The organism is Microcoleus sp. S28C3, from assembly GCF_036700785.1.
GTDB classification, from domain to species: Bacteria; Cyanobacteriota; Cyanobacteriia; order Cyanobacteriales; family Microcoleaceae; genus Microcoleus; species Microcoleus asticus.
Window position 1 is genome coordinate 1 of sequence record NZ_JAUBPO010000091.1, and the last position, 19,572, is coordinate 19,572.

15 protein-coding genes are annotated in these 19,572 nt (G+C 46.5%); 7 read left to right on the plus strand and 8 right to left on the minus strand.

What is annotated here, in order from left to right; all coding sequences use genetic code 11:
* Positions 1-53: 53 nt before the first annotated feature.
* Positions 54-473, minus strand: a complete 420-nt coding sequence (locus tag QUA13_RS23660; protein WP_333202459.1) for a hypothetical protein — start codon at positions 471-473, stop codon at positions 54-56.
* A 335-nt stretch (positions 474-808) separates the two neighbouring features.
* The gene (locus tag QUA13_RS23665) at positions 809-1,738 is read right to left on the minus strand and encodes a phosphoribulokinase (RefSeq protein WP_172186600.1); all 930 of its coding nucleotides are present in this window, start codon (positions 1,736-1,738) and stop codon (positions 809-811) included.
* A 306-nt stretch (positions 1,739-2,044) separates the two neighbouring features.
* On the opposite strand from QUA13_RS23665, the gene QUA13_RS23670 reads away from it, so the two are divergent.
* Positions 2,045-2,209 carry a hypothetical protein gene (locus QUA13_RS23670; RefSeq protein ID WP_333202461.1) on the plus strand — a complete coding sequence of 55 codons (165 nt, stop codon included), beginning with the start codon at positions 2,045-2,047 and terminating at the stop codon, positions 2,207-2,209.
* Positions 2,210-2,540: 331 nt separating this feature from the next.
* Here QUA13_RS23670 and QUA13_RS23675 read toward each other — a convergent pair whose 3' ends face one another.
* Positions 2,541-4,172, minus strand: a complete 1,632-nt coding sequence (locus QUA13_RS23675) for a YcjF family protein (protein WP_172186598.1) — start codon at positions 4,170-4,172, stop codon at positions 2,541-2,543.
* A 257-nt stretch (positions 4,173-4,429) separates the two neighbouring features.
* Positions 4,430-4,573, minus strand: a complete 144-nt coding sequence (locus QUA13_RS23680) for a hypothetical protein (protein WP_333202465.1) — start codon at positions 4,571-4,573, stop codon at positions 4,430-4,432.
* A gap of 326 nt (positions 4,574-4,899) precedes the next feature.
* On the opposite strand from QUA13_RS23680, the gene QUA13_RS23685 reads away from it, so the two are divergent.
* Positions 4,900-6,831: a HAMP domain-containing sensor histidine kinase gene (locus QUA13_RS23685; RefSeq protein WP_333202467.1), complete on the plus strand. Its 1,932-nt coding sequence runs from the start codon at positions 4,900-4,902 to the stop codon at positions 6,829-6,831.
* Positions 6,832-7,228: 397 nt separating this feature from the next.
* A complete protein-coding gene (locus QUA13_RS23690) occupies positions 7,229-7,759 on the plus strand; it encodes a DUF937 domain-containing protein (protein ID WP_333187329.1) in 531 nt (176 codons plus the stop codon).
* A 117-nt stretch (positions 7,760-7,876) separates the two neighbouring features.
* Here QUA13_RS23690 and ilvD read toward each other — a convergent pair whose 3' ends face one another.
* Entirely contained in the window at positions 7,877-9,562 is a 1,686-nt protein-coding gene (gene ilvD, locus QUA13_RS23695; protein ID WP_333202469.1) for a dihydroxy-acid dehydratase, read from the minus strand.
* 280 nt (positions 9,563-9,842) lie between these two features.
* Here ilvD and QUA13_RS23700 point away from each other — a divergent pair, with 280 nt between their 5' ends.
* Both QUA13_RS23700 and QUA13_RS23705 read left to right on the plus strand, forming a co-directional pair.
* Entirely contained in the window at positions 9,843-10,685 is an 843-nt protein-coding gene (locus QUA13_RS23700) for a pentapeptide repeat-containing protein (RefSeq protein ID WP_333187564.1), read from the plus strand.
* A gap of 87 nt (positions 10,686-10,772) precedes the next feature.
* A complete protein-coding gene (locus tag QUA13_RS23705) occupies positions 10,773-11,636 on the plus strand; it encodes a sulfite exporter TauE/SafE family protein (RefSeq protein WP_333202471.1) in 864 nt (287 codons plus the stop codon).
* A 92-nt stretch (positions 11,637-11,728) separates the two neighbouring features.
* On the opposite strand, the gene QUA13_RS23710 is transcribed toward QUA13_RS23705, so the two are convergent.
* A complete protein-coding gene (locus tag QUA13_RS23710) occupies positions 11,729-12,529 on the minus strand; it encodes a hypothetical protein (protein ID WP_333202473.1) in 801 nt (266 codons plus the stop codon).
* A gap of 384 nt (positions 12,530-12,913) precedes the next feature.
* Here QUA13_RS23710 and QUA13_RS23715 point away from each other — a divergent pair, with 384 nt between their 5' ends.
* Both QUA13_RS23715 and QUA13_RS23720 read left to right on the plus strand, forming a co-directional pair.
* Positions 12,914-13,240, plus strand: coding sequence for a hypothetical protein (locus QUA13_RS23715; protein WP_333202475.1), 327 nt, complete (start codon positions 12,914-12,916; stop codon positions 13,238-13,240).
* A gap of 59 nt (positions 13,241-13,299) precedes the next feature.
* On the plus strand, positions 13,300-13,839 hold the full coding sequence (locus QUA13_RS23720) for a GIY-YIG nuclease family protein (RefSeq protein WP_333202477.1): 540 nt from the start codon (positions 13,300-13,302) through the stop codon (positions 13,837-13,839).
* Positions 13,840-13,984: 145 nt separating this feature from the next.
* On the opposite strand, the gene QUA13_RS23725 is transcribed toward QUA13_RS23720, so the two are convergent.
* Positions 13,985-15,307 (minus strand): response regulator, encoded by a 1,323-nt coding sequence (locus QUA13_RS23725; protein ID WP_333187340.1) that lies wholly within the window; start codon positions 15,305-15,307, stop codon positions 13,985-13,987.
* A gap of 106 nt (positions 15,308-15,413) precedes the next feature.
* The gene (locus QUA13_RS23730) at positions 15,414-19,550 is read right to left on the minus strand and encodes an ATP-binding protein (RefSeq protein WP_333202479.1); all 4,137 of its coding nucleotides are present in this window, start codon (positions 19,548-19,550) and stop codon (positions 15,414-15,416) included.
* Positions 19,551-19,572 lie beyond the last annotated feature (22 nt).

The window sequence follows — 19,572 nt, forward strand, 5'->3', positions numbered from 1 at the left end:
CAATGGATACACTTCATAAGCTTGTACTCTATGCTGCACAAATATCCTAGCACTCACGCCTTAAGAGAACAGTGCCCAATGATTCTGAGTTGATAAGGAGCTAATAACTTTGATGGACTCCCTCCCAGAAACTGCATCACATCAGTCATAGAGGCAGCAGTTTCTCGTAGCAGTGCAGCACTCACATCTAGTTCAATGCCATTAAGTTTGTCATAGACTGCGGTTCGACTCACATTGAGTTGGGAGGCTTTGGCTCTATATGCAGCATTCACAGAGGGATAGATGCCACAGACAACCAGGCTCATTAAATCTACAATGCTGGAGAATAACAGCTCTCGCGTATACTGGCTCCGGGCATGATTTTCAAATAGAGAATCGAGTTGTTCTGCGTTGAATACTCGCTCCATTAAGCCGCGTACCATGACGCTGACAGGACTGTGCTTGACAAACCGTTCAAAGATGGCATCTAACATTTACCTGCTCCCCTTGAAAATACTGATGATTGCGAGCGCTCCAACAGCGAAGCCAACTTGCTTAAAGCTTCCACAAGTATACCGATCGCTCTTGTGCGTCGAAGAGAACGGCAACGGTCGCGCTCCATCAGTCTACTCGTAAAGTTGCCAAGCTTGTCGCCAGCGACCGTTGCCGTTCAAGACTCACGAACAATGCCTAAATAAGGAACACCTTGACAGGGCTGGCAATGCGCACCTTACCACTATTTAGTCCGCGCAGGACGTTCGGCGAATCGAGCGTCCTGCGCGGACGAAAGTTTGACTCTTGAGCGGTTTCAACCGCCGAGTTGTCTCAATTAATACACGTGAATTGCTTTCATCATGTGATACGCAACCAGCAACTGCGTCAAAGCTAGCGGGTAACTTTGCAAAACTTCGCCAGTTGTGCCGATCAGTTTGCCAATTTCCGGGTTGCCTTGGGCGGTGCAAAATCCCCGCAGGTGTGGCAACTCGCTGCACAAGATCATTTCCAATTCGTTTACTTGATCGCTGGTAGCGTGGGAGTCTACTTCCAAAACGTCAACAGGTTTGCCCATATCCCGATCGAGTTCCAAGCGAATTGCAGGTTTAAAACTCTCGCTGCCTAGACCTAAAATTTCAGTAAAATCAGGGTGAGGAATTGTCGGCCTGAGCACTAAACGGACGCTCAAATTCGATTCATTGTCCGCTTCGGGCGGGTAAAAACTAACTACAACGTCGGCCGATTCACGCTGAGGACGAATGAAGTCTTCCGAGTCCGGTTCCCGTTTTTTTATTTCTGCAAGCACCTGTTCTTCAGTATAACCGCGCTTCATGATATCCCGCTTAACTTTCCACTGAGTTCGCAACTCTTCGGGAGGAGCGAGATACACTTTTACGTCGTAAGAATCGCGGATTGTTCGGGTTGCGTAACCCAGCAAACCTTCAACTATGACAAATTTGCTGGGCTTGATGTATTCCGGCGCGTCGAATGTACCTGTGGTGTGGTTGTAGATGGGTTTGAGAATTGCTTGTCCCGTGCGCAGCAAGCTGAGGTGCTGCTGCATGATGTCGAGGTGATTGCAGTCGGGATGCAATGCTGTGATTCCGATTTCTGCCCGCTGCTTTCTGTCGTAGCGGTGATAGTCGTCAGTGCAAATCACAGTGACATTTTCTGGCCCCAATACTTGGGCAATTCCCCGCGTCAGGGTGGTTTTGCCCGCTGCGCTGTCTCCGACAATACCGAGAATAATTGGTCGATCGCTCATTGTTTTTACCCCGACGGACAATAGCAAATTTTGTTGTGAATCTTACATCTTATCAAAGTTGTGTTCGATCCGATCGCTCGATCCGATGGTTTGACCCGATCCCCCGGACTCTCCCTAATGTGTAAAATTATTGTCATATTTCTTAATATAATGCGGCACCTCAGACTGAAAGAGTATCTGATTAAAAAATTACGCCCATTTCTCAACTGCCCGCGATGTCGATCGTACTTTTGAATCCGGCTATTGTGGGAATTTCGGGAAAATTACCCCTGCAAAGTGTTCCGGTAGTCTCTTTTCTAGTGCAAATTGCACCAGCCAGCGGTCGGAATCGTGGGATATTTTTGGTTTCAAAACGGCCAGCAAGCAGTAAATCAACTTGCCAGTCCATCAATCGACGCCGAAGCCGATCAAATTTACTCGCAATATGAAGTTTTAGCCACAGCTTTCGCTGTGCGTGACAAATTAGTATAAATTTGAGTTCAGGACGCAATCATGCTCTCAAAAACCTATTTCTTTTACTTTTGCTTGCTTGCTGTAACGAAGTTTTTCCGTGAAAAAAATCGGTTTCGACGCACCCATGCTTAATTTCTAAATTTAAACAAATAAAAGATAAATTTTCGGTTAAAATGCGTGATGCGCTGGAGATTAAAGATAAAGGAGAAATGATGGTTTATTTATTGCTGGGGCAACATTAGTTCATGACCCCTCAATCTGCGGTTTCAACCGCTCAAGAGTCAAACAAAGTCGGCCTGCGCAGACTGAGAAATCCGGGGGATATTTAAGCCGGGCTTGATATTACTAATTACCACTCATCGTTTCGCTTGTTGGTGTGGGTTTCCCAATCGTCGTGTTGCGGCGACTGATACAAAGGTTCTGGTTCCAATTCGGCTGACATTTCTAATTCTGGTTCCGATTCTTGCTGATAGATGTTCAGAGGTTCGACAACGCGGGCGATCGCATCTTTGACAAATGCTTTGACAAACTCGTCTTTCCTATTTAACTGAAACTGCCTTTGCACAACTTCGGTGATGCCACCATCGCCCCAATCTTGGTCGTGACGGAAATATTCAATAAAACTTTTACCGGCAATTCGGGTTAAATAAGCGGCACTTACTGCTTGAATGGCTTTGCCAAGTACAAACCCGGCTACGCTTAATTGCAGCGCCCTTGACACTACTTGAATTACGCCTTCAACTATTCCCAAACTGGCTAGGGTTTTTGCTAGAGACAATGCCAATTCTTTGGCGCGATCGATATTTAATTCGCAGCCGTAAATCTTGGCAATTTCTACTACCATCTGAGCGTTAACTGCTGCTGTAGCTAACAAATCCACAACTGGCAAAGGCGTTACAGCAATTACTCCGGCCCCGATCCACTGAAATCGCTCTACTGCTTTATCAGCTTGCCGTCTCCTTTGAGCGTCAATTAACTTGCGCGCTTGGTCTCCCAAGTGCTGAGATTGCAGCAAAATATTGTCGGCAATTAAGTCTTCGCCTTCGGCTCGCAAAATCGCAGCGACGCGCCGAATTAATGGCATAATATCCGGGTCTGGCTGAAAAATTGTGCCGTCTTCTAGTACAACTTTTTGCGGATTGGCGCTAATCGCTACTACATCCATTGCTGATACAAAACCTTTGACTCGCTGCCGCAGCCGATCGAGAATTTCATCTCTGTCGGTGTCGGGATAAAGGTCAACTTTATTAAAAACCACGATCGACCTTTTGCCAATTTCCGCCAAAGTCCGCAGCGGTTCGTACTCGGATTTTCGCAAATCGCCGTCCAAAACAAATAAGATCAAATCTGCCCTCGCCGCCAACTGCCTCGCCAATTCTTCTCTGTAAGTTCCCGCTACTCCCGCTTCCAAGATGCCTGGAGTATCAGTAATTGCTAATTCTCGATCGATTCCTTTCAATTTCAGAGTGTAAGTTTCCCCAACTTCGGTAGTTCCCATCGGCGCGCCCACCTGTCCCGCCATCCGCCCCACCAGCGCATTGACAGCGGAAGTTTTGCCCGCAGAACCGGTGCCGAAAACAACTACTCGAACGCTGCCCCGAGCCATGCTAGCTTCAATTTCGCGGGCTCTCAACAGCAAAGCTTGCCGCGCTACTTCATCTTGAATGCGATCGACTTGCTGCCTGATTGCTTTGAGATTTTCCGAAGCAGCTTCACTTTTTACAACAGGAACCTTAGGATTAATGGGTCGTTTTCCCTTAACTTTCTGCGGGCGTTGCAGCAGCCTAAAATAGTAAAATAGCGCAAAAATTAACGTTCCCAAAAGTACAATTATCAGGAAAATCAGCAAATTAGCCAGCAGCGGAGAAGCAGACCACGCAACTTGACTGTAAAGCCCTGTTAAGGAACTCACGAGCCCAATAATCAGCCCCAGGGCGAGGCAGAAAGCAGCAATTAAGGTTAACAGGCGCGGCAAAGGCATGAGGAAAGCGGCAAATAAAATGGTTATGCTTTGATTTTTACATTTTCATGAGAATTCGGAAGTGATAAGCTATTTGGCATTTAGATTGAAACTCGATCGCGGGTTCTCCTGCCCGCGCCACCAGAGTTTAAGTAAACAGTAGCTTACAAATTAAATGCGCGACAGCTTACGAGTTAAAAAAAAGAATGCAACTGTAGACAAGCTGCAAAGCCCGATAGCCATCAGTCATTCCCAATCTAAAACCTAAAATCTCAAATCTAAAATGGTATGGCGAAGCGCCCGATCGTACTGCACCAGCCCGCAAACCCGATTCTGTCCGTCTGCGGGCGCGATTTGCGGAGTTTGAGCGCCAGCGGGACGGACAAGTGCGATCGCCCTCTTGCTGAAATTGTAGCTTGCACGACTACTCAGCTACAGCTTATCACCTGCCCGAACCGCAGACCAGTTTATTTGCAGATACCTACTTATTTATTTAATAGCGAGTCGAGCAATACTTTTTTATTAAGAAACCAATATGACATTAAGTACACACAAACCAGGTTTTTTAACGCCAGTGCGTCCTGGAAGCTCCGAAAGTAGAAACGAGAAACCGGGTTTCTCAGGCAAGGTAAAAGCGTCCTAATTCACAAAAATTATCAAATTAATTATCCATGCCGTACTCTCAAATCAGTCACGACTTAAGTTAGACTGAATTGTCAGTGCGTGAATTATTCACAGGTTAGCATCTATGCAGCTCAAACATCTGAATCAGCCTTCACAAACACTCGCTACCTCTTGCGAGCATAACATCAAAGAGAGCCAGCCAGCAAAGCTTAATTATTTCGCTCAAATAGCCCGTTCCTTTAGCAACCTCAGTATTAGCGACAAAATCTGGCGTGGGTACGCACTGGCTCTTTGTGTTGCGATTGGGGGAACGACTGTCGGGATGGTGGCGGGGAATCATTACTATCGCAGAACGAACAATCAAGTACACATCGATCTAGAAAGTCGGCTTTTAAATAAGTTGCAGGTGGCTTTACTGCGGACGCAAAACAGCCAAGAGCGGCTGATTTACTGGATCGAACAGCCTGAAATATTTGACCGCAAATACCAACAGCTACAAAACAATACCCGCAGTTTGAAGTTGTCCATATCTGAAATTGAAAGTCATAAAGACATGGAAGAGGTAGAAGGTTTACAAAGTTTTAGAACCAATTACGCTTCGCTACTGTCTAATTACCTTCATCAGCTAGAAATTGTCAATCAAAAAATAAGTGATTTGCCAAATAATCCCGCTCAAAAAAGTGTTAAACGCAAGTTGCTGTCGAATTTAGATCGAGATAAAATTGGGTTGGAACTAGATAGGGCGGTCAATGATATAGCAGAAATTATCGATCGCGCCCAAGAACAAGAAGATGCAGCGGGGGAGGCCCTGCTGCGAGCGCAGGCGCTGCGGGTGCAAATAATTTTTGGTAGCATGGCACTGTCGATCGTCGTTGCAGCACTGCTGGCGGGCTTCACCAGTCGGGCGATCGCCAAACCCCTCGCCGCTGTAACTAATATCGCTCAGCGAGTGACCCAAGAGTCTAATTTTCAGTTGCAAGTACCTGTTACCAGCACCGATGAAGTGGGAGTATTGGCAGCTTCGCTGAATCAACTGATTCAGAAAGTAAATCACTTGCTAGAAGAATTGAAAGCCGGACAAGAAAGCCACATACTTCAAAATGAGAAAATGGCAAGTTTGGGGCGGATGTTGGCCGGTGTTGCTCACGAAGTTAACAACCCAATCAATTTTATATATGCTAATATCGACCCGGCGAAACATTATGTTGAAGATATTTTAGATTTGCTCAACACTTACGAAACAGAAATTTCCAAGCCGCCTGCCGCAGTGATCGAGAAAGGCGAAGAAATAGACATCGATTTTCTCAAAGAAGATTTGATGAAAATATTTGACTCGATGCAAGTAGGCGCTGAAAGAGCCAAAGCTATTATCTTAAGTTTGAAAGATTTTTCTCGCCTCGACGATGCGGCCCCTCATCCCGTCGATTTGCACGCCTGCATAGACAGCAGTTTGCTGATTCTCAACAGCCGAATCAAACAGGGCGTTGAAGTGGTGCGAAATTACGGGAACATTCCGAATGTTGAAGGCTACATGGGTTTGCTTTACCAGGTGTTTGTGAACATTCTGAACAATGCACTAGATGCTGTGGAAGAGAAAGCAAAAAGTGAGAAAACAAGTTTTGAGGAGGCGAAAAAACAATCGGCCTCGGAGTCAATCAAACACGAAGCACCGAGTTTTTTGCCCAGGATTGTGATTGCTACAGAATACTTAGACGAAGACTCAGTGGTAGTGCGAATTTCCGATAACGGTACGGGAATAGCGGCAGCAAGTCAAGAAAAAATGTTTCAAACATTCTTTACGACTAAACCGAGAGGTGTAGGTACTGGTTTGGGATTGGCAATCGGCCGCGAAATTATTGTCAAGAAACACGGCGGGACAATTAACTTTTGGTCGGAGGTGGGAACGGGGACGGAATTTACGATCGCCCTGCCGATTAAGCAGGATGATTTAATGCCAAATACGCTCTTAGAACCTCCAATTTCTCGCGAAGATAATTCCCTCGGCAACGAGAAGTTGCCAACCAAGTCCGAGGAGAGAGGAACTGTAAAAAAATAAAAATTATCAGTTTTTATAGTCCTTTCAAAAAAGAAGACCATTCTAAGCCCGTAATCTAAACTCTGATGTCATAATTCATTCCCAATCTCAAATCTCCTATCTAAAATTGTATGAGATTGCTTACTGACCGAAAGCATCCAGGATACAAGCCCCCGGATTCATCAGTGGAGAAATAAAAAACTTGTATCCGATAAACAATCCCACGAATTGATCCGTGGGATCAATGCTTCAATTCTTTAATCTAAAATCTAAAATCTAAAATCTAAAATCGATTGACTGGCTGTCGCTAGGCCAATAGATGAGTGATAATACCCAACTCAAAACAATTTTTCGTAATCTTGAAAAACAGGAGTTGCTATAATTTAAAGTTGAGAAACAACTGTACGGAGCAAAAATTATGGGACTATTTGACCAAATTTTGAGCGCGATCGACAATCCCAACCAACAAGCAAGTCCCAATGAGTTGGGCAACATTTTGGGTGCGGTAGAGCAGTTGAGCAGCAACCAGGGCGTCAATACGGGCACGACTCAGCTAGCAATGTCGGTTTTGGGCGGATACGTGCGATCGGCATTGCAAAACGTGCGATCGCAGTCGGGAGACGCACAAGCTCAAGAAGTTGTCAACGAATTTAGCGGCACAAATCCCAATCCGGAAGCGGTACAGAGTTTGTTCGGAGCAGGCGAACTGACGCAGATAGTAAACGATATCGCCCACAGAACCGGTTTGAATAACGCCACAGTGCAGGCGATGATACCTGTTTTGGTGCCGCTGGTGCTGAATTTGCTAAAAACCGGCAGCAACGCCCAAAACCCAGCCCCAGGCAGCAATCCCGTTTTGAATACGTTTTTAGATGCAGATGGAGACGGCGACGTAGATATTACTGACGCCATGTCGATGGCAGGCCGCTTTTTGAATCAGCGCAGTTAATTTGGGATTTTTGTAACCGCAGATATCAGCGGATGGAAACAGATGAACGCAGATAGGATTTTATCTGCGTTCATCTGCGTTTATCTGCCTCGATCTGCGGTTACAAGAACTCCTACTTTAACCCAAACCCAAATCAGTCACAGCACCAACACTGCTAGAAGAAACCAACTTAGCATATTTAGCCAAAACGCCTTTAGTATACCGAGGTTTAGGAGGCTGCCAAAGAGCGCGCCGCTGCTCCAATTCTGCATCAGAAACATTGAGCTGCAACAAGCGTTTTTTAGCATCAATTGTAATCGAATCGCCCTCTTTTACCAAAGCAATTGTGCCGCCAACTTGCGCTTCTGGTGCAACGTGACCTACAACCATGCCGTAAGTTCCGCCAGAGAAGCGACCGTCAGTAATTAACCCGACAGAATCGCCCAAACCTGCGCCAATAATTGCCGAAGTTGGTGCTAACATTTCGCGCATTCCCGGCCCGCCTTTGGGCCCTTCGTAGCGGATCACAATCACATCTCCGGCTTGAATTTTGCCCGCTAAAATTGCATCCAAACAATTTTCTTCAGATTCAAATACCCGCGCCGGGCCGGTAATTATCGGTTTTTTAACGCCAGTAATTTTAGCAACGGCTCCTTCTGTTGCCAGATTTCCCCTCAGAATTGCTAAATGTCCTTGGGCGTAAAGCGGGTTGTTCCAAGGGCGGATGACATCTTGGTCGGTGCGGGGGTCGGCTGGAATATCTGCCAACACTTCAGCAACAGTTTGACCGGTAATTGTCAGCGCGTCGCCGTGCAGCAAACCCTGTTCTAACAGCATTTTCATTACTTGAGGAATGCCGCCGGCTTTGTGCAAATCGGTTGCTACGTATTTGCCGCTGGGTTTGAGGTCGCACAGCACCGGTACTTTCGCTCTAATAGTTTCAAAATCGTCGAGGGACAGTTCAACTCCGATCGCATTTGAAATGGCCAATAAATGCAGCACAGCATTGGTTGAACCGCCGATTGCCATAATTACCGCGATCGCATTTTCAAAAGCCTTGCGAGTCAAAATCTGGCTGGGTAACAACTGTTTGCGGACAGCTTCCACCAAAACTTTTGCAGATTCGGCAGCGCTATCAGCTTTTTCGGCATCCTCAGCAGCCATTGTCGAAGAATAAGGCAAACTCATGCCCATCGCTTCAAAAGCGCTCGACATCGTATTTGCGGTGAACATTCCGCCGCAAGAACCAGCGCCGGGACAAGCTTTGTGTTCCACTGCATTGAGTTCTGTTTCGTCAATTTTGGCGGCGCTGAATTGACCGACTGCTTCAAAAACGCTGACGACGGTTAAATCCCGTCCGTTGTGGTGTCCGGGTTTGATTGTGCCGCCGTAAACAAAAATAGCAGGAATGTTCATGCGGGCGATCGCAATCATTGCCCCCGGCATATTTTTATCGCAACCGCCGACAGCCAGCAACCCGTCCATACTTTGGCCGTTGCAAACAGTTTCGATGGAATCCGCAATCACATCTCTCGACACCAGAGAATATTTCATCCCTTGAGTTCCCATCGAGATCCCGTCGCTGATAGTAATCGTGCCGAACACCTGCGGCATTGCCCCGGCTTCCTTTGCACTCGCAATAGCCCGCAAAGCGAGGTCGTTCAATCCCATGTTGCAGGGCGTAATCGTGCTGTACCCGTTGGCAATCCCCACAATCGGCTTAGTGAAATCGCCGTCGCCAAAACCGACTGCCCGCAGCATTGCCCGGTTGGGCGCGCGCTGCACGCCCCCAGTCACAGCTTGGCTTCTCAAATTTTCAGGCATTTTAAAATTTCCTTTGTCAGTTGTCTGTTGTTCAGTTGTCTGTTTTTCTTTGCTGCTGGCTGTTTGAGTGCCCAGTGCCGAGAGTTTTACCCTATTGTTGATTTTCTCAGAAGCGTTGATATTTGTCAGGCCTTTTAGGAGGCAGCAGCACAGCATTGCCAGGAAAGCAGTGCAAAGATTCTACAGATACTACACGTGCAGGGTGAATACCGTAGTTATCTGGGATGATGTGGTAACACCCATCACTCTAACGTTTGAAAACAATTGCGAGGCGAATGACATGGAGGCCGATCGAATTCTGAGGCAATATGCGGCCGGAGAAAGAAATTTTCGAGAAATTAACCTCGCCGGGGCCGACTTACAAGGCGTAAACCTCAGCGAGGCTAACTTTACCAGAGCGAATTTCCAAGACGCAAACCTCAAAGGCGCTAACCTGACGGGAGCGAACTTGCGCGAGGTGAAATTGCCAGGGGTGGACTTGACAGAAGCTAATTTGACCGAAGCAAATCTGATCGGTACTGATTTGAGCCGCGCCAATCTCAGCGGGGCTAACCTGATGGGAGCCAACCTTCGCGGCTCAATGGCGAGAGAAGTCAACATGACCAAGGCTAATTTGACGGAAGCTAATTTGACCGAAGCCAACTTTACCGAAGCGAATTTGTTTGCGGCCAACTTAACCGACGCTAGCATGATTCGCATTAATTTGATGAAAGCAAATTTGAGTTGGTCAACTCTCAAAGCGGTAAACCTGACAAATGCCATCCTTAGCGAGTCGCTTTTAGAAAGAGCTAACCTGAATCAGGCAATTCTTAGCGGGGCGATGCTAAGCGGGGCCAACCTGACTGGTGCAGACTTGCGCCAAGTAACGATGGTTGGAGCTAATCTGAGCGAAGCTAATCTGAGCAATGCTAATTTGAGAGTTGCTAATGTGAGTTGGTCAACGCTGGCAAGAGCTAACTTGAGCGGTGCTAATTTGTACCGGGCAAAGCTTTGCTGGTCTAATTTTAGCGGGGCTATTTTGATGGAAGCGGTTTTGATTGATGCTAATCTCAATCGAACTAACTTCCGCGATGCAGATTTGAGGCGGGCAATTATGCCGGACGGCACAACTAATGACTCTTAAAATTTGATTGTTGATTGTTGACTGTTGACTGTTAACTGTTAACTGTTGACTGTTGACTGTTGACTGTTAACTACTGACTAATGACTAATGACTATCAGTGAATTATTGATTCTGGGTGCGGCCGGACTTTTTGCCGGAATTCTAGCTGGTTTTTTGGGTATCGGCGGCGGTACGGTGATCGTGCCTTTGTTGGTGACTCTCAATTACACTCCGGTGCAAGCGGTTGCTACTAGCGGTTTGTCGATCGTCATTACAGCTATTTCTGGCAGCATCCAGAATTGGCGCATGGGCTACCTCAGCTTGAGTCAAGTCGCCGGCATCGGATTTCCCGCCGTCATCACAGCACAAATCGGTGCTTATTTGGCGGGGATATTTCCGCCTTACTTGCTGTTACTTAGTTTTGGGCTGTTGCTGTGGCTGAATATTTATTTAATTGAAGTTCGCAAGCGCGTGACAGCTAAGAAGAAAGCGGAAGCAGAACAAGGGGAACTAGGAGGACAAGCGGGACAAGGGGAAAATCCTCAATTACCAATTACCAATTACCAATTACCACAAAATTCAAATATTTTATTCCATCCAACTTTTGCTAAAATTGCTACCGGCAGTGCTGCGGGTTTATTAGCGGGTTTGTTTGGCGTAGGCGGCGGCGTGATTATGGTTCCCCTGCAAATTTTGCTGTTAGGAGAAAGCATTAAAACTGCAATTCAAACGAGCTTGGGCGTCATCGTCATCACGGCCATTTCCGCGACGGCTGGACACGCGGCGCGCGGGAATGTTTTGTGGGTTGTGGGGTTGATTCTGGGCGGCGGCGGTTTGTTGGGGGTGCAGGTGAGCACGCGGTTTTTGCCGAGATTGCCCGATCGTATTGTTAGTTTAGCTTTTCGATCGCTCTTGGCAATCTTATCGATTTATATTTTCTGGCAAGCTTGGCAAAAATTTAGTAATGGGTAATTGGTAATTGGTAAGGTGCGCGGCCCGGCGCACCCTACGAAAGAAGGAGGGAAAGTGCGCGCAGCAGCCTACGAAAAACTCATAACTAACGACTAATTTGTTGATAGTTTCTTCACGGCGCGAGTCAGACGCTGCAAATAAGGCTTGACAATTTCTTGATTTTGCCGCTGCAATTCGGAAACTTGCTGCTGCAAATGCTGCATCTCGGTTTGCAGCATTTCTGTGTCTATTGTGGGTCGATCGAGCAAATCCTGCAATTGCTTCACAGAAGCTTGGATTGTCTCCAAGTCTACTTCGTTCGATCGCTCCTGCAACTGAGCTGTAAGAGTTTTAACTTCAGTTAACTTTTCGTTCACCAATAAAAATCGGACGTTGACATTTTCCCAATCATGCTCTCTGAGGGCACTATTTTCCAAAATGCGCACTTTTTGCTGCAAATCCAACAGGATGCTGTTGAACTCCTGAGAATCTGCCGGAAGCGTCTGCGCTTGGCGTTCGAGGGAGGCTACGGCAGCTTGTACCTCGGCGATGGCGCCGGATTCCAAGCCCAGGATTTTGTGCTGCAAGTCGGAGACAGCGGTGTAGAGTTCCGCAGGTTGTCCAGGTAGTATCTGAACTTGCTGCGATCGACGTTCTACAGCGGCCTGTACGTCCGCGATCGCAGAATTTGCCTTGTGTTGCATTTGTTGCTCGAAACGCTGGCGATTGGCGAGATTCAGCGAGAGTGCGGCGGTTAAAGGGGCAACAGCGTAGAGAATTTGGCCCGACAATCCAGCAGCAATCGCGCCAATCGCTGAACCGGCAACAGAGGCGTATTCTGCGAATTCTAGCCAATCCGGCTGGTTCGGGGCACTTCTCAAAGCTGGGAATGATGCTTTTTCAATCTTCTGCATAGCCTTTTAGTCGTAGTCTGATAGATGGCGATAGGGACATGATAAAAGCGATCGGCAAATAAATCAGGGCTATTTGTCAAATTTTCGGGATTGTGGTATTTTTATTGACCGAAAGCATCCAGGATACAAGCCCCCAGATTCATCCGTCCAGAAATAAAAAACCTGTATCCGATGAAACTTGCCCCCCGAATTTATCCGTGGGGTCAATGCTTCAATTCTTTAATCTAAAATCTAAAATCTAAAATCGATTGACCTCATGCCGCATACGTTCTGCCTTCAAAACGGTCAATCTCATGTAAAATTCAGGATTAAGTCGATCGCTCAATCAACAGTTAACTGATAACTGATAACCGTTAACCGCCGTCTGTCAGGAGTACACAGAAAATGGGTCTTAAGATTATTGAAAGCTACGATAGCAGTTTTGTCCTCGAACCTGATGCTAAAACTGCACTGTTCGGTTCATTAACCGGTGAAAGCTTTCTCCAACAAGTAGCTCTACAATTGCAATGCTCGCGCATTGAGTTTGCCGAGTTACTTTTTCAGCCCGTCCCTTACAGCAGCGAGACGCCGAAGGGAATGCCTGCTGAATTTGAAAAGTATCACGAATCGAGCGATTTTGCGATCGTCAACGTCCCGCCTAATTTCATGTTCCAAGCCAAAATATTTAAACCAAGCCGCCTCTGTGCCGTTTATCGCGTTTTCAAGAGTTAGGTCAAGGCTGGTTCATCTGTGGTTGAATCTAAAATCTAAAATCTAAAATCTAAAATCGGATGACAGAAGAAATTCACTCTCTCGCCAGCTTAGAATTCATTCCCTACATTGACTCCGAGGGGAAATTGCCCGATTTTACCCAGGGAAAAATTGGCGTTTACGCAATTTTTGACAACGAGAAAGTCCTGCAATTTGTCGGTTATTCTCGCGATATTTACCTCAGCCTCAAACAGCATTTGGTACGGCAAACCCAATACTGCTACTGGCTGAAAGTCCAAACTATCGACAAACCCAGCCGCACTATTCTAGAAAGCATCCGCTCGAGTTGGATTGCAGAAAACGGTTCCGAACCCCAAGGTAACGGTGTCGATGCTGCCAAGTGGAACGATCCCATCGACACCAAAACTGTGATGACTGCCCAAGAAACGGCAAATTATGAAGGTATCTTCGCCGATGAAATTGCCAAAGATAAATTGTTGAAAAATGTTGCCCGGCGCGTAGAAAATGAAATTTTCTACCTGCTGAAAGCTCGCGGTGTAACTGAAGAAATTCGGTTTAATCCCAAGCTGAAAACGAGCGGATTGCTCGATTTAAAGTAAATACAATAGTCCTTACTGCGAACAGTAGGGAAACGGCATTGCCGTTTCCCTAATTCCCGCGCCGGACACGGCAATGCCGTTTCCCTACAGATTATTGGCTACAATCTATCTGATCTCTCATCTCCGTCTGTTAACATTTTAACAGTTAAGATTTAACACAGATCGGAATCTGCACAATTAACTTGGCTCCTCGGCCCGGAGCAGAAATACAACTGATTTGCCCTCGATGTTTTTCCACTACAATATCGTGACTGATTGCCAACCCTAATCCAATACCGCTGCCTACAGGCTTCGTAGTAAAAAATGGGTCAAATATCTGGTGGCGCACTTCCTCACTCATCCCACAACCGTTATCGGCAATGTGAATAACAACCGATTTATAGTTGTGAGTGGCTAATTTTGAATCTTGATTGTGCAGGGCCGATTCTGACTCACAACTTACTGAAGTGCTGATGGTAATTTTTCGGGGAGACGGTTGAGTTTGCAGGGCATCAATAGCATTACTTAGCAGGTTCATGAACACCTGATTTAATTCACTGGCGTAACAGGTGACTCTTGGCAGTTGGCTGTAGTGTTTAATGACCTCTATCTCACCAGCTTTGTTTGCTCCCTTCAGCCGGTGCTGCAAAATAACTAAAGTATTGTCAATGCCTTCATGAATATCCACTGACTTGTACTTTTGTTCGCCAAGGCGGGAGAAGTTGCGCAAAGACATCACAATTTGACTAATCCGAGAAGCACCATCTTTCATCGAATTCAGCAGTTTTGGATAATCCTCTGCGATGAAGTCGGGTTGAATTTCGTCCAATTCGCCGATAATTTCTGGAAGGGGGTGCGGGTAGTAATGTCGGTACAATTCCACGAGGCGAAGCAAATCTCGCGCATAGTCCGCCGCTAGAGCAAGATTGCCGTAGATAAAGCTGACGGGATTGTTGATTTCGTGAGCAATCCCTGCCGCTAGCTGACCTAAAGAAGCCATTTTTTCCTTCTGTATTAACTGAGCTTGAGTTTTCTTGAGTTCAGTTACGGTTTGTTCGAGTTGCTGGGCGTAGGATTGCGTTTGTTGAAACAACTGGCGCTGCACGAGTTGATTTGAGACGCGGGCCAGAACTTCTTGTTCGTGAAACGGTTTTGTGATATAATCTATACCACCAAGTTCAAAGGCTTTGACTTTATCAAACACTTCATTTAAAGCACTGATAAAAATAACCGGAATGTCCTTGGTTGTGGGAGAAGCTTTCAATGCTTGGCAGACTTTGTAGCCGTCCATACCGGGCATCATGATATCCAGCAATATCAAGTCAGGAGCAGTTAATTCGATCGACCGCAGAGCTAGTTTGCCGTCGGGTGCGGTGCGTGTTTTGTAGCCTTGCTGCGAGAGTATTTGAGCTAAAAGTTGCAAATTAGCCGGAATATCATCAACAATTAAAATATTCCCTTTTAAGACGGGAGTTGGTTCGCGATTCATATCTAGTTTGGTAAAATAACATTTATAGGTTTGTAGTGAATTCGACCGTCCGAGCGGGTTTTATGAGGACGGTCGTACTCAATACAAACCCGATATAATATCGTTTTTATTTTATTTCGGGATGGATGAGAGCTAGTATTTGGTTGAACTGAAACTCGTTAGCCAATGCGGCTAGAGCACTAGCTAAAGCGTCATTTCGATCGCGAATTTGTTCAATTTGGATAAGTATTAACTCTAAATCGCACTCAATTGTGGCTTTCTCTAAAGCTGCCAGCCAATCTGCGGGTAAAGCTGCAACAGTCTCTGGAGTGGGAGCTTCGATTTGAGTTGAGTCGGGAACACTCTCCGGTTCATCGTAAATGTAACGCACTCCGAGATGTTTGTGCAGCGTGGCAAAGATTTCTGTATCTCGAAAGGGTTTGTGGATAAAGTCATCGCAATCATCTGATACAGTAACGGTTCGCGCTTCCTCGGCGTTACCGGCACTCAGGGCAATAATGGGGGTAGCTTGACCTTTAACCGTGGCTTTAATACGTTTCGTCGCTTCCTGTCCATCCATCACGGGCATCCACATATCCATAAAAATTAAGTGTGGCTCAAAACTCGACCACATTTCAATAGCTTCTATGCCGTTACTGGCTTCTTGGAGTTCAAAGTTAAAGGCAGCGAGGAGTTCGATCAGCAGTTGGCGGTTGTCGGCTCGATCGTCCACAATCAAAATACGATAGCGCGGTTGGTTGCGTTCTAGAGCTATCACCCGACGCGGCGGCTGTAGGGGTTGAGTCGCCGGGGCCTCAACGGCGCTGACGGAGATATCAAACGCGAAGGTTGTGCCGCGTCCTTCTTCACTGCACACAGTAATGATGCCACCCATCAGCTTGATAAACTGTTGGCTGATAGCCAGTCCCAAGCCTGTTCCCTGCTGAGATGCTGCCCCTGTTTTGGTTTGCACAAACGGTTGAAAAAGCCGCTCTAACTCTTCAGGAGCCATGCCGAAACCAGTGTCTTCTATTTCAAAATGTAATTGATAATCAGTGATTGGTAATTGCTGGTTTTCACGATCCCTATCCGCACTTACTCTTACCGCAATGCCTCCTTCTTTCGTAAACTTAATAGCGTTAGAAAGCAGATTAATTAAAACTTGGCGCAACTTAAGTTGATCGGTTTGCACGTATTCGGGAATATCGCTAGAGCAGTCAAATGTTAACTGTAATTGTTGCTCCCGTGCCTGAAGTTGGAACATCTCTTTTACATCGTTCAGCAGGCTGCTTAATTTAAAGTCTGTTGGGTTGAGGGTAATGCGTCCCGCCTCTATTTTGGCTAAATCTAATATTTGATTGATCAGAGCTAGCAAGTGTTCTCCGCTGCAGTTGATAATGCGGATATTTTCCTGCTGTTCGCGACTGAGGTTGGTAGAACGCTGCATCAATTGGGAGAATCCCAGAATTGCGTTGAGCGGGGTGCGGAGTTCGTGGCTCATATTTGCCAGGAAAGTGCTTTTCGCGACGTTGGCTGCTTCTGCTGCCCAGGCGGCTTGTTGGAGCAGTAGCGATTGCTGCTGAGTGGCTTCGAGCAATTGAGCTTGTTGTAAGGCGACTCCCAGTTGAGTGCTAATTTGCACCCCAATATTGATTTCTGCTTCGCGCCAAGTGCGGGGTGCAGAATTTTGATAGCTGGCGAGTAAACCCCAAAGTTGACTGCCGCAAAATATAGGAAAAATAACGTAGGCTCTAGCTTGAAATTGCTCTAACAGTTGCAGGTAACAAGGACTCAACCCAGCGCTGTATATATCTTCAATTATGTGGTAAGGAACGCCTCTAGCATACATACCGCCTTGATTTCTTTGTAGATAGGTATCTCGCACTGGTTCACCGGAGGCTTGCATAGTTTTCGCGGTACAGCGAGAGTCTTCGAGGAGAGTGTTTGGAAAATTAAAATCGTCAGTTTGTTGCATCAGAGATATCCAGCCCGGAGCCAGTGATTCGGCAACAAATTCCCCGCTCCAATCAGGATTAAAACGATAGATACCGACACGATCGCATTTTAGGGTTTGTCGCAGTTCAGAGGTTGTAGTTTTGAATATTGTGTCAATATCTAAGGACTGACGGATGCGATCGATCGATCGGGCGATGGCTTGTTCCCCCTGCGCGCTTTCTCGCAAAGCTGACTCGGCTTGTTTGCGATCGCTAATATCCAAGACAGTGCCAAACAAACGCATCAACTGCCCTTTTTCATCGTAAAGCGGTTTCCCTCTGACTTCTATGTAACAGAGCGAGCCATCTCTTCGGATCAGCCGCAGATCGATTTCAAAGCTTTGTCCCGACATAGCTCGATCGCGAAGTATTGCGACATAGCGCGATCGATCTTCTGGATGAAAACGCTCGATTAATTGTTCGGTTAGCAGCGGTTTTTGAGTCGGATCGAACTCGTAAATGCGATAGAGTTCCTCACTCCAAGTGGTTGTGTTTGTGGCGATATCGTGTTCCCAACTACCAATACGGGCAATTTTTTGGGCTTCCAGCAGTCGGGATTCGGCTAACTGGCGATCGCTAATGTCGCGCGCTACCCACACCGCAGAGCGATCGGACAGCGGCGAAATTTTAGCAGCAAACCAAACTTCTTGATTATTAATCTGCTGGCTGTAATCAAAACTAATCGTTTGTTTAATTTCCAATGCCTGTCGAACTTGAGCAAAATAAATCTCCTCGCTTTCCTCATGAAAAAATTGTTCGATGATCGAGTCAATCTGACTCGTCTGATAGTTGTAGTGAGAAATGCCCTTGGTGGGTATAATTTTGATTGTTTTTTCTGGCAATTCAAAAATTAATACAATATCTGCAATTGACTCAAATATTTGTAGAACTTGCTCGGTAGAAGTGTAAAGTTTTTGCTCGATCAATTGGCGCTCGGCTATTTCATATTGTAATATTTCGTTAGCACGAGCTAAAGCGTAGGTACGTTCCGCAACTTCGGATTCTAAAGTGCGATTGTAGTCAGTTAATATTTTTTCAGATTGTTTGCGCTGTGCGATGTTATAAAAAATAATCAGGGCATAAATAATGTTTCCGCCTTCGTCAAAAATTGGTGTGGCGCGCACCTCAAAAGGAATAAATTTCCCATCTCGACGAAGTTCTAAATCGTCAAGGAACACGGTTTCGCCGCGCAGCGCTCGGAATGCGGGCAGTTCTTCAGTTGGATACGGCTGGTTTTTGCGGTACATTTGATAAACTTTTACTGCTTCTTGTAAAGTCGCATCGGGGATAGTTTCTACGCCGAGCCAATGCTTGGCAGTTTCGTTGAAGTACACGGCTTGACCGGAGGCATCGTGGATAGATACTCCCGCAGGTATGGCTTCGATAAATTGCTTGAGTTGGCTCTCGCTTTGCGCTAAAGCTTCATTTAAAGATTTTTGGTCTGTAAAAGCCTGTTGCAGTTGTGCTGCCATAAGATTAAAGGAATTGGTCAGTTCTCCGACTTCATCCAAGCGTCTAATTTCTAAAGGTTCATCCCATTTTCCTTTGGCAACATTTTTGGCGGCGGTATTCAAGCGCATAATTGGCTTTGTCACCCAACGGGAAGTCAACAATGCGATCGCGATCGCCAGCGGCAGCGTACCGGCGCACAACCACAATGTGTTGCGTGTATTTGCTTGAAGGCGAGCGATGAAATCAGACTCTGGCACCACCACCACAATCAACCAATCCAAGCCACGGAAATCTCGATAGGGAGTGACGCGGACAAACTCCCGCTGGCGATCGCGGTTGTTCGCCAGGGTAAATTTCTGGGTTGTTTGCAGGGTGCGGAAGTTGCCAAATCGGTTGGCGAGTTGTCGAGCAATATCTCGCGTTCGGGCGTCCTTGCTGTTGATGGCTAGCAATGGCGTCGGTTGGTTTTTTGCTGGCGTCACCAAGGGTTTTTCTCGTGTGGATGTGGCAATCAGATTCCCCGATCGATCCATTATAAAAGTCTGTCCCGATCCAGAGAAGTGCAGCCGAGCCAGAAAGGTATTGATTGCCGACAGCCCATCAGGATCGGTGAGGCGATCGCTAATCCGTTCTCCTACTTGTTCGATTAACTGATGCGCTACATTCTCAACTGATTCCTGACCGCTTTTGAAACAAAGAAAGCTCGCTAGCCCGACTACACTTACAGTTTGCAAAACAAAGGGAACAATCAGAACCGTTCGCAGGGGAAGCTTGCTGAAAAGTTTGGCGGCGGGGCGGTTGAAGAAATAAATAGGCATGGGTGTGAACCAATTGTGCTGG

What these genes read in the sequence shown, in the direction of transcription:
- QUA13_RS23665 (WP_172186600.1), bottom strand. Translation starts at nt 1,738, where the DNA reads ATGAGCGATCGACCAATTATTCTCGGTATTGTCGGAGACAGCGCAGCG.
- ilvD (WP_333202469.1), bottom strand. Translation starts at nt 9,562, where the DNA reads ATGCCTGAAAATTTGAGAAGCCAAGCTGTGACTGGGGGCGTGCAGCGC.
- QUA13_RS23705 (WP_333202471.1), top strand. Translation starts at nt 10,773, where the DNA reads ATGACTATCAGTGAATTATTGATTCTGGGTGCGGCCGGACTTTTTGCC.
- QUA13_RS23710 (WP_333202473.1), bottom strand. Translation starts at nt 12,529, where the DNA reads ATGCAGAAGATTGAAAAAGCATCATTCCCAGCTTTGAGAAGTGCCCCG.
- QUA13_RS23675 (WP_172186598.1), bottom strand. Translation starts at nt 4,172, where the DNA reads ATGCCTTTGCCGCGCCTGTTAACCTTAATTGCTGCTTTCTGCCTCGCC.
- QUA13_RS23660 (WP_333202459.1), bottom strand. Translation starts at nt 473, where the DNA reads ATGTTAGATGCCATCTTTGAACGGTTTGTCAAGCACAGTCCTGTCAGC.
- QUA13_RS23730 (WP_333202479.1), bottom strand. Translation starts at nt 19,550, where the DNA reads ATGCCTATTTATTTCTTCAACCGCCCCGCCGCCAAACTTTTCAGCAAG.
- QUA13_RS23720 (WP_333202477.1), top strand. Translation starts at nt 13,300, where the DNA reads ATGACAGAAGAAATTCACTCTCTCGCCAGCTTAGAATTCATTCCCTAC.
- QUA13_RS23725 (WP_333187340.1), bottom strand. Translation starts at nt 15,307, where the DNA reads ATGAATCGCGAACCAACTCCCGTCTTAAAAGGGAATATTTTAATTGTT.
- QUA13_RS23685 (WP_333202467.1), top strand. Translation starts at nt 4,900, where the DNA reads ATGCAGCTCAAACATCTGAATCAGCCTTCACAAACACTCGCTACCTCT.
- QUA13_RS23690 (WP_333187329.1), top strand. Translation starts at nt 7,229, where the DNA reads ATGGGACTATTTGACCAAATTTTGAGCGCGATCGACAATCCCAACCAA.
- QUA13_RS23700 (WP_333187564.1), top strand. Translation starts at nt 9,843, where the DNA reads ATGGAGGCCGATCGAATTCTGAGGCAATATGCGGCCGGAGAAAGAAAT.
- QUA13_RS23715 (WP_333202475.1), top strand. Translation starts at nt 12,914, where the DNA reads ATGGGTCTTAAGATTATTGAAAGCTACGATAGCAGTTTTGTCCTCGAA.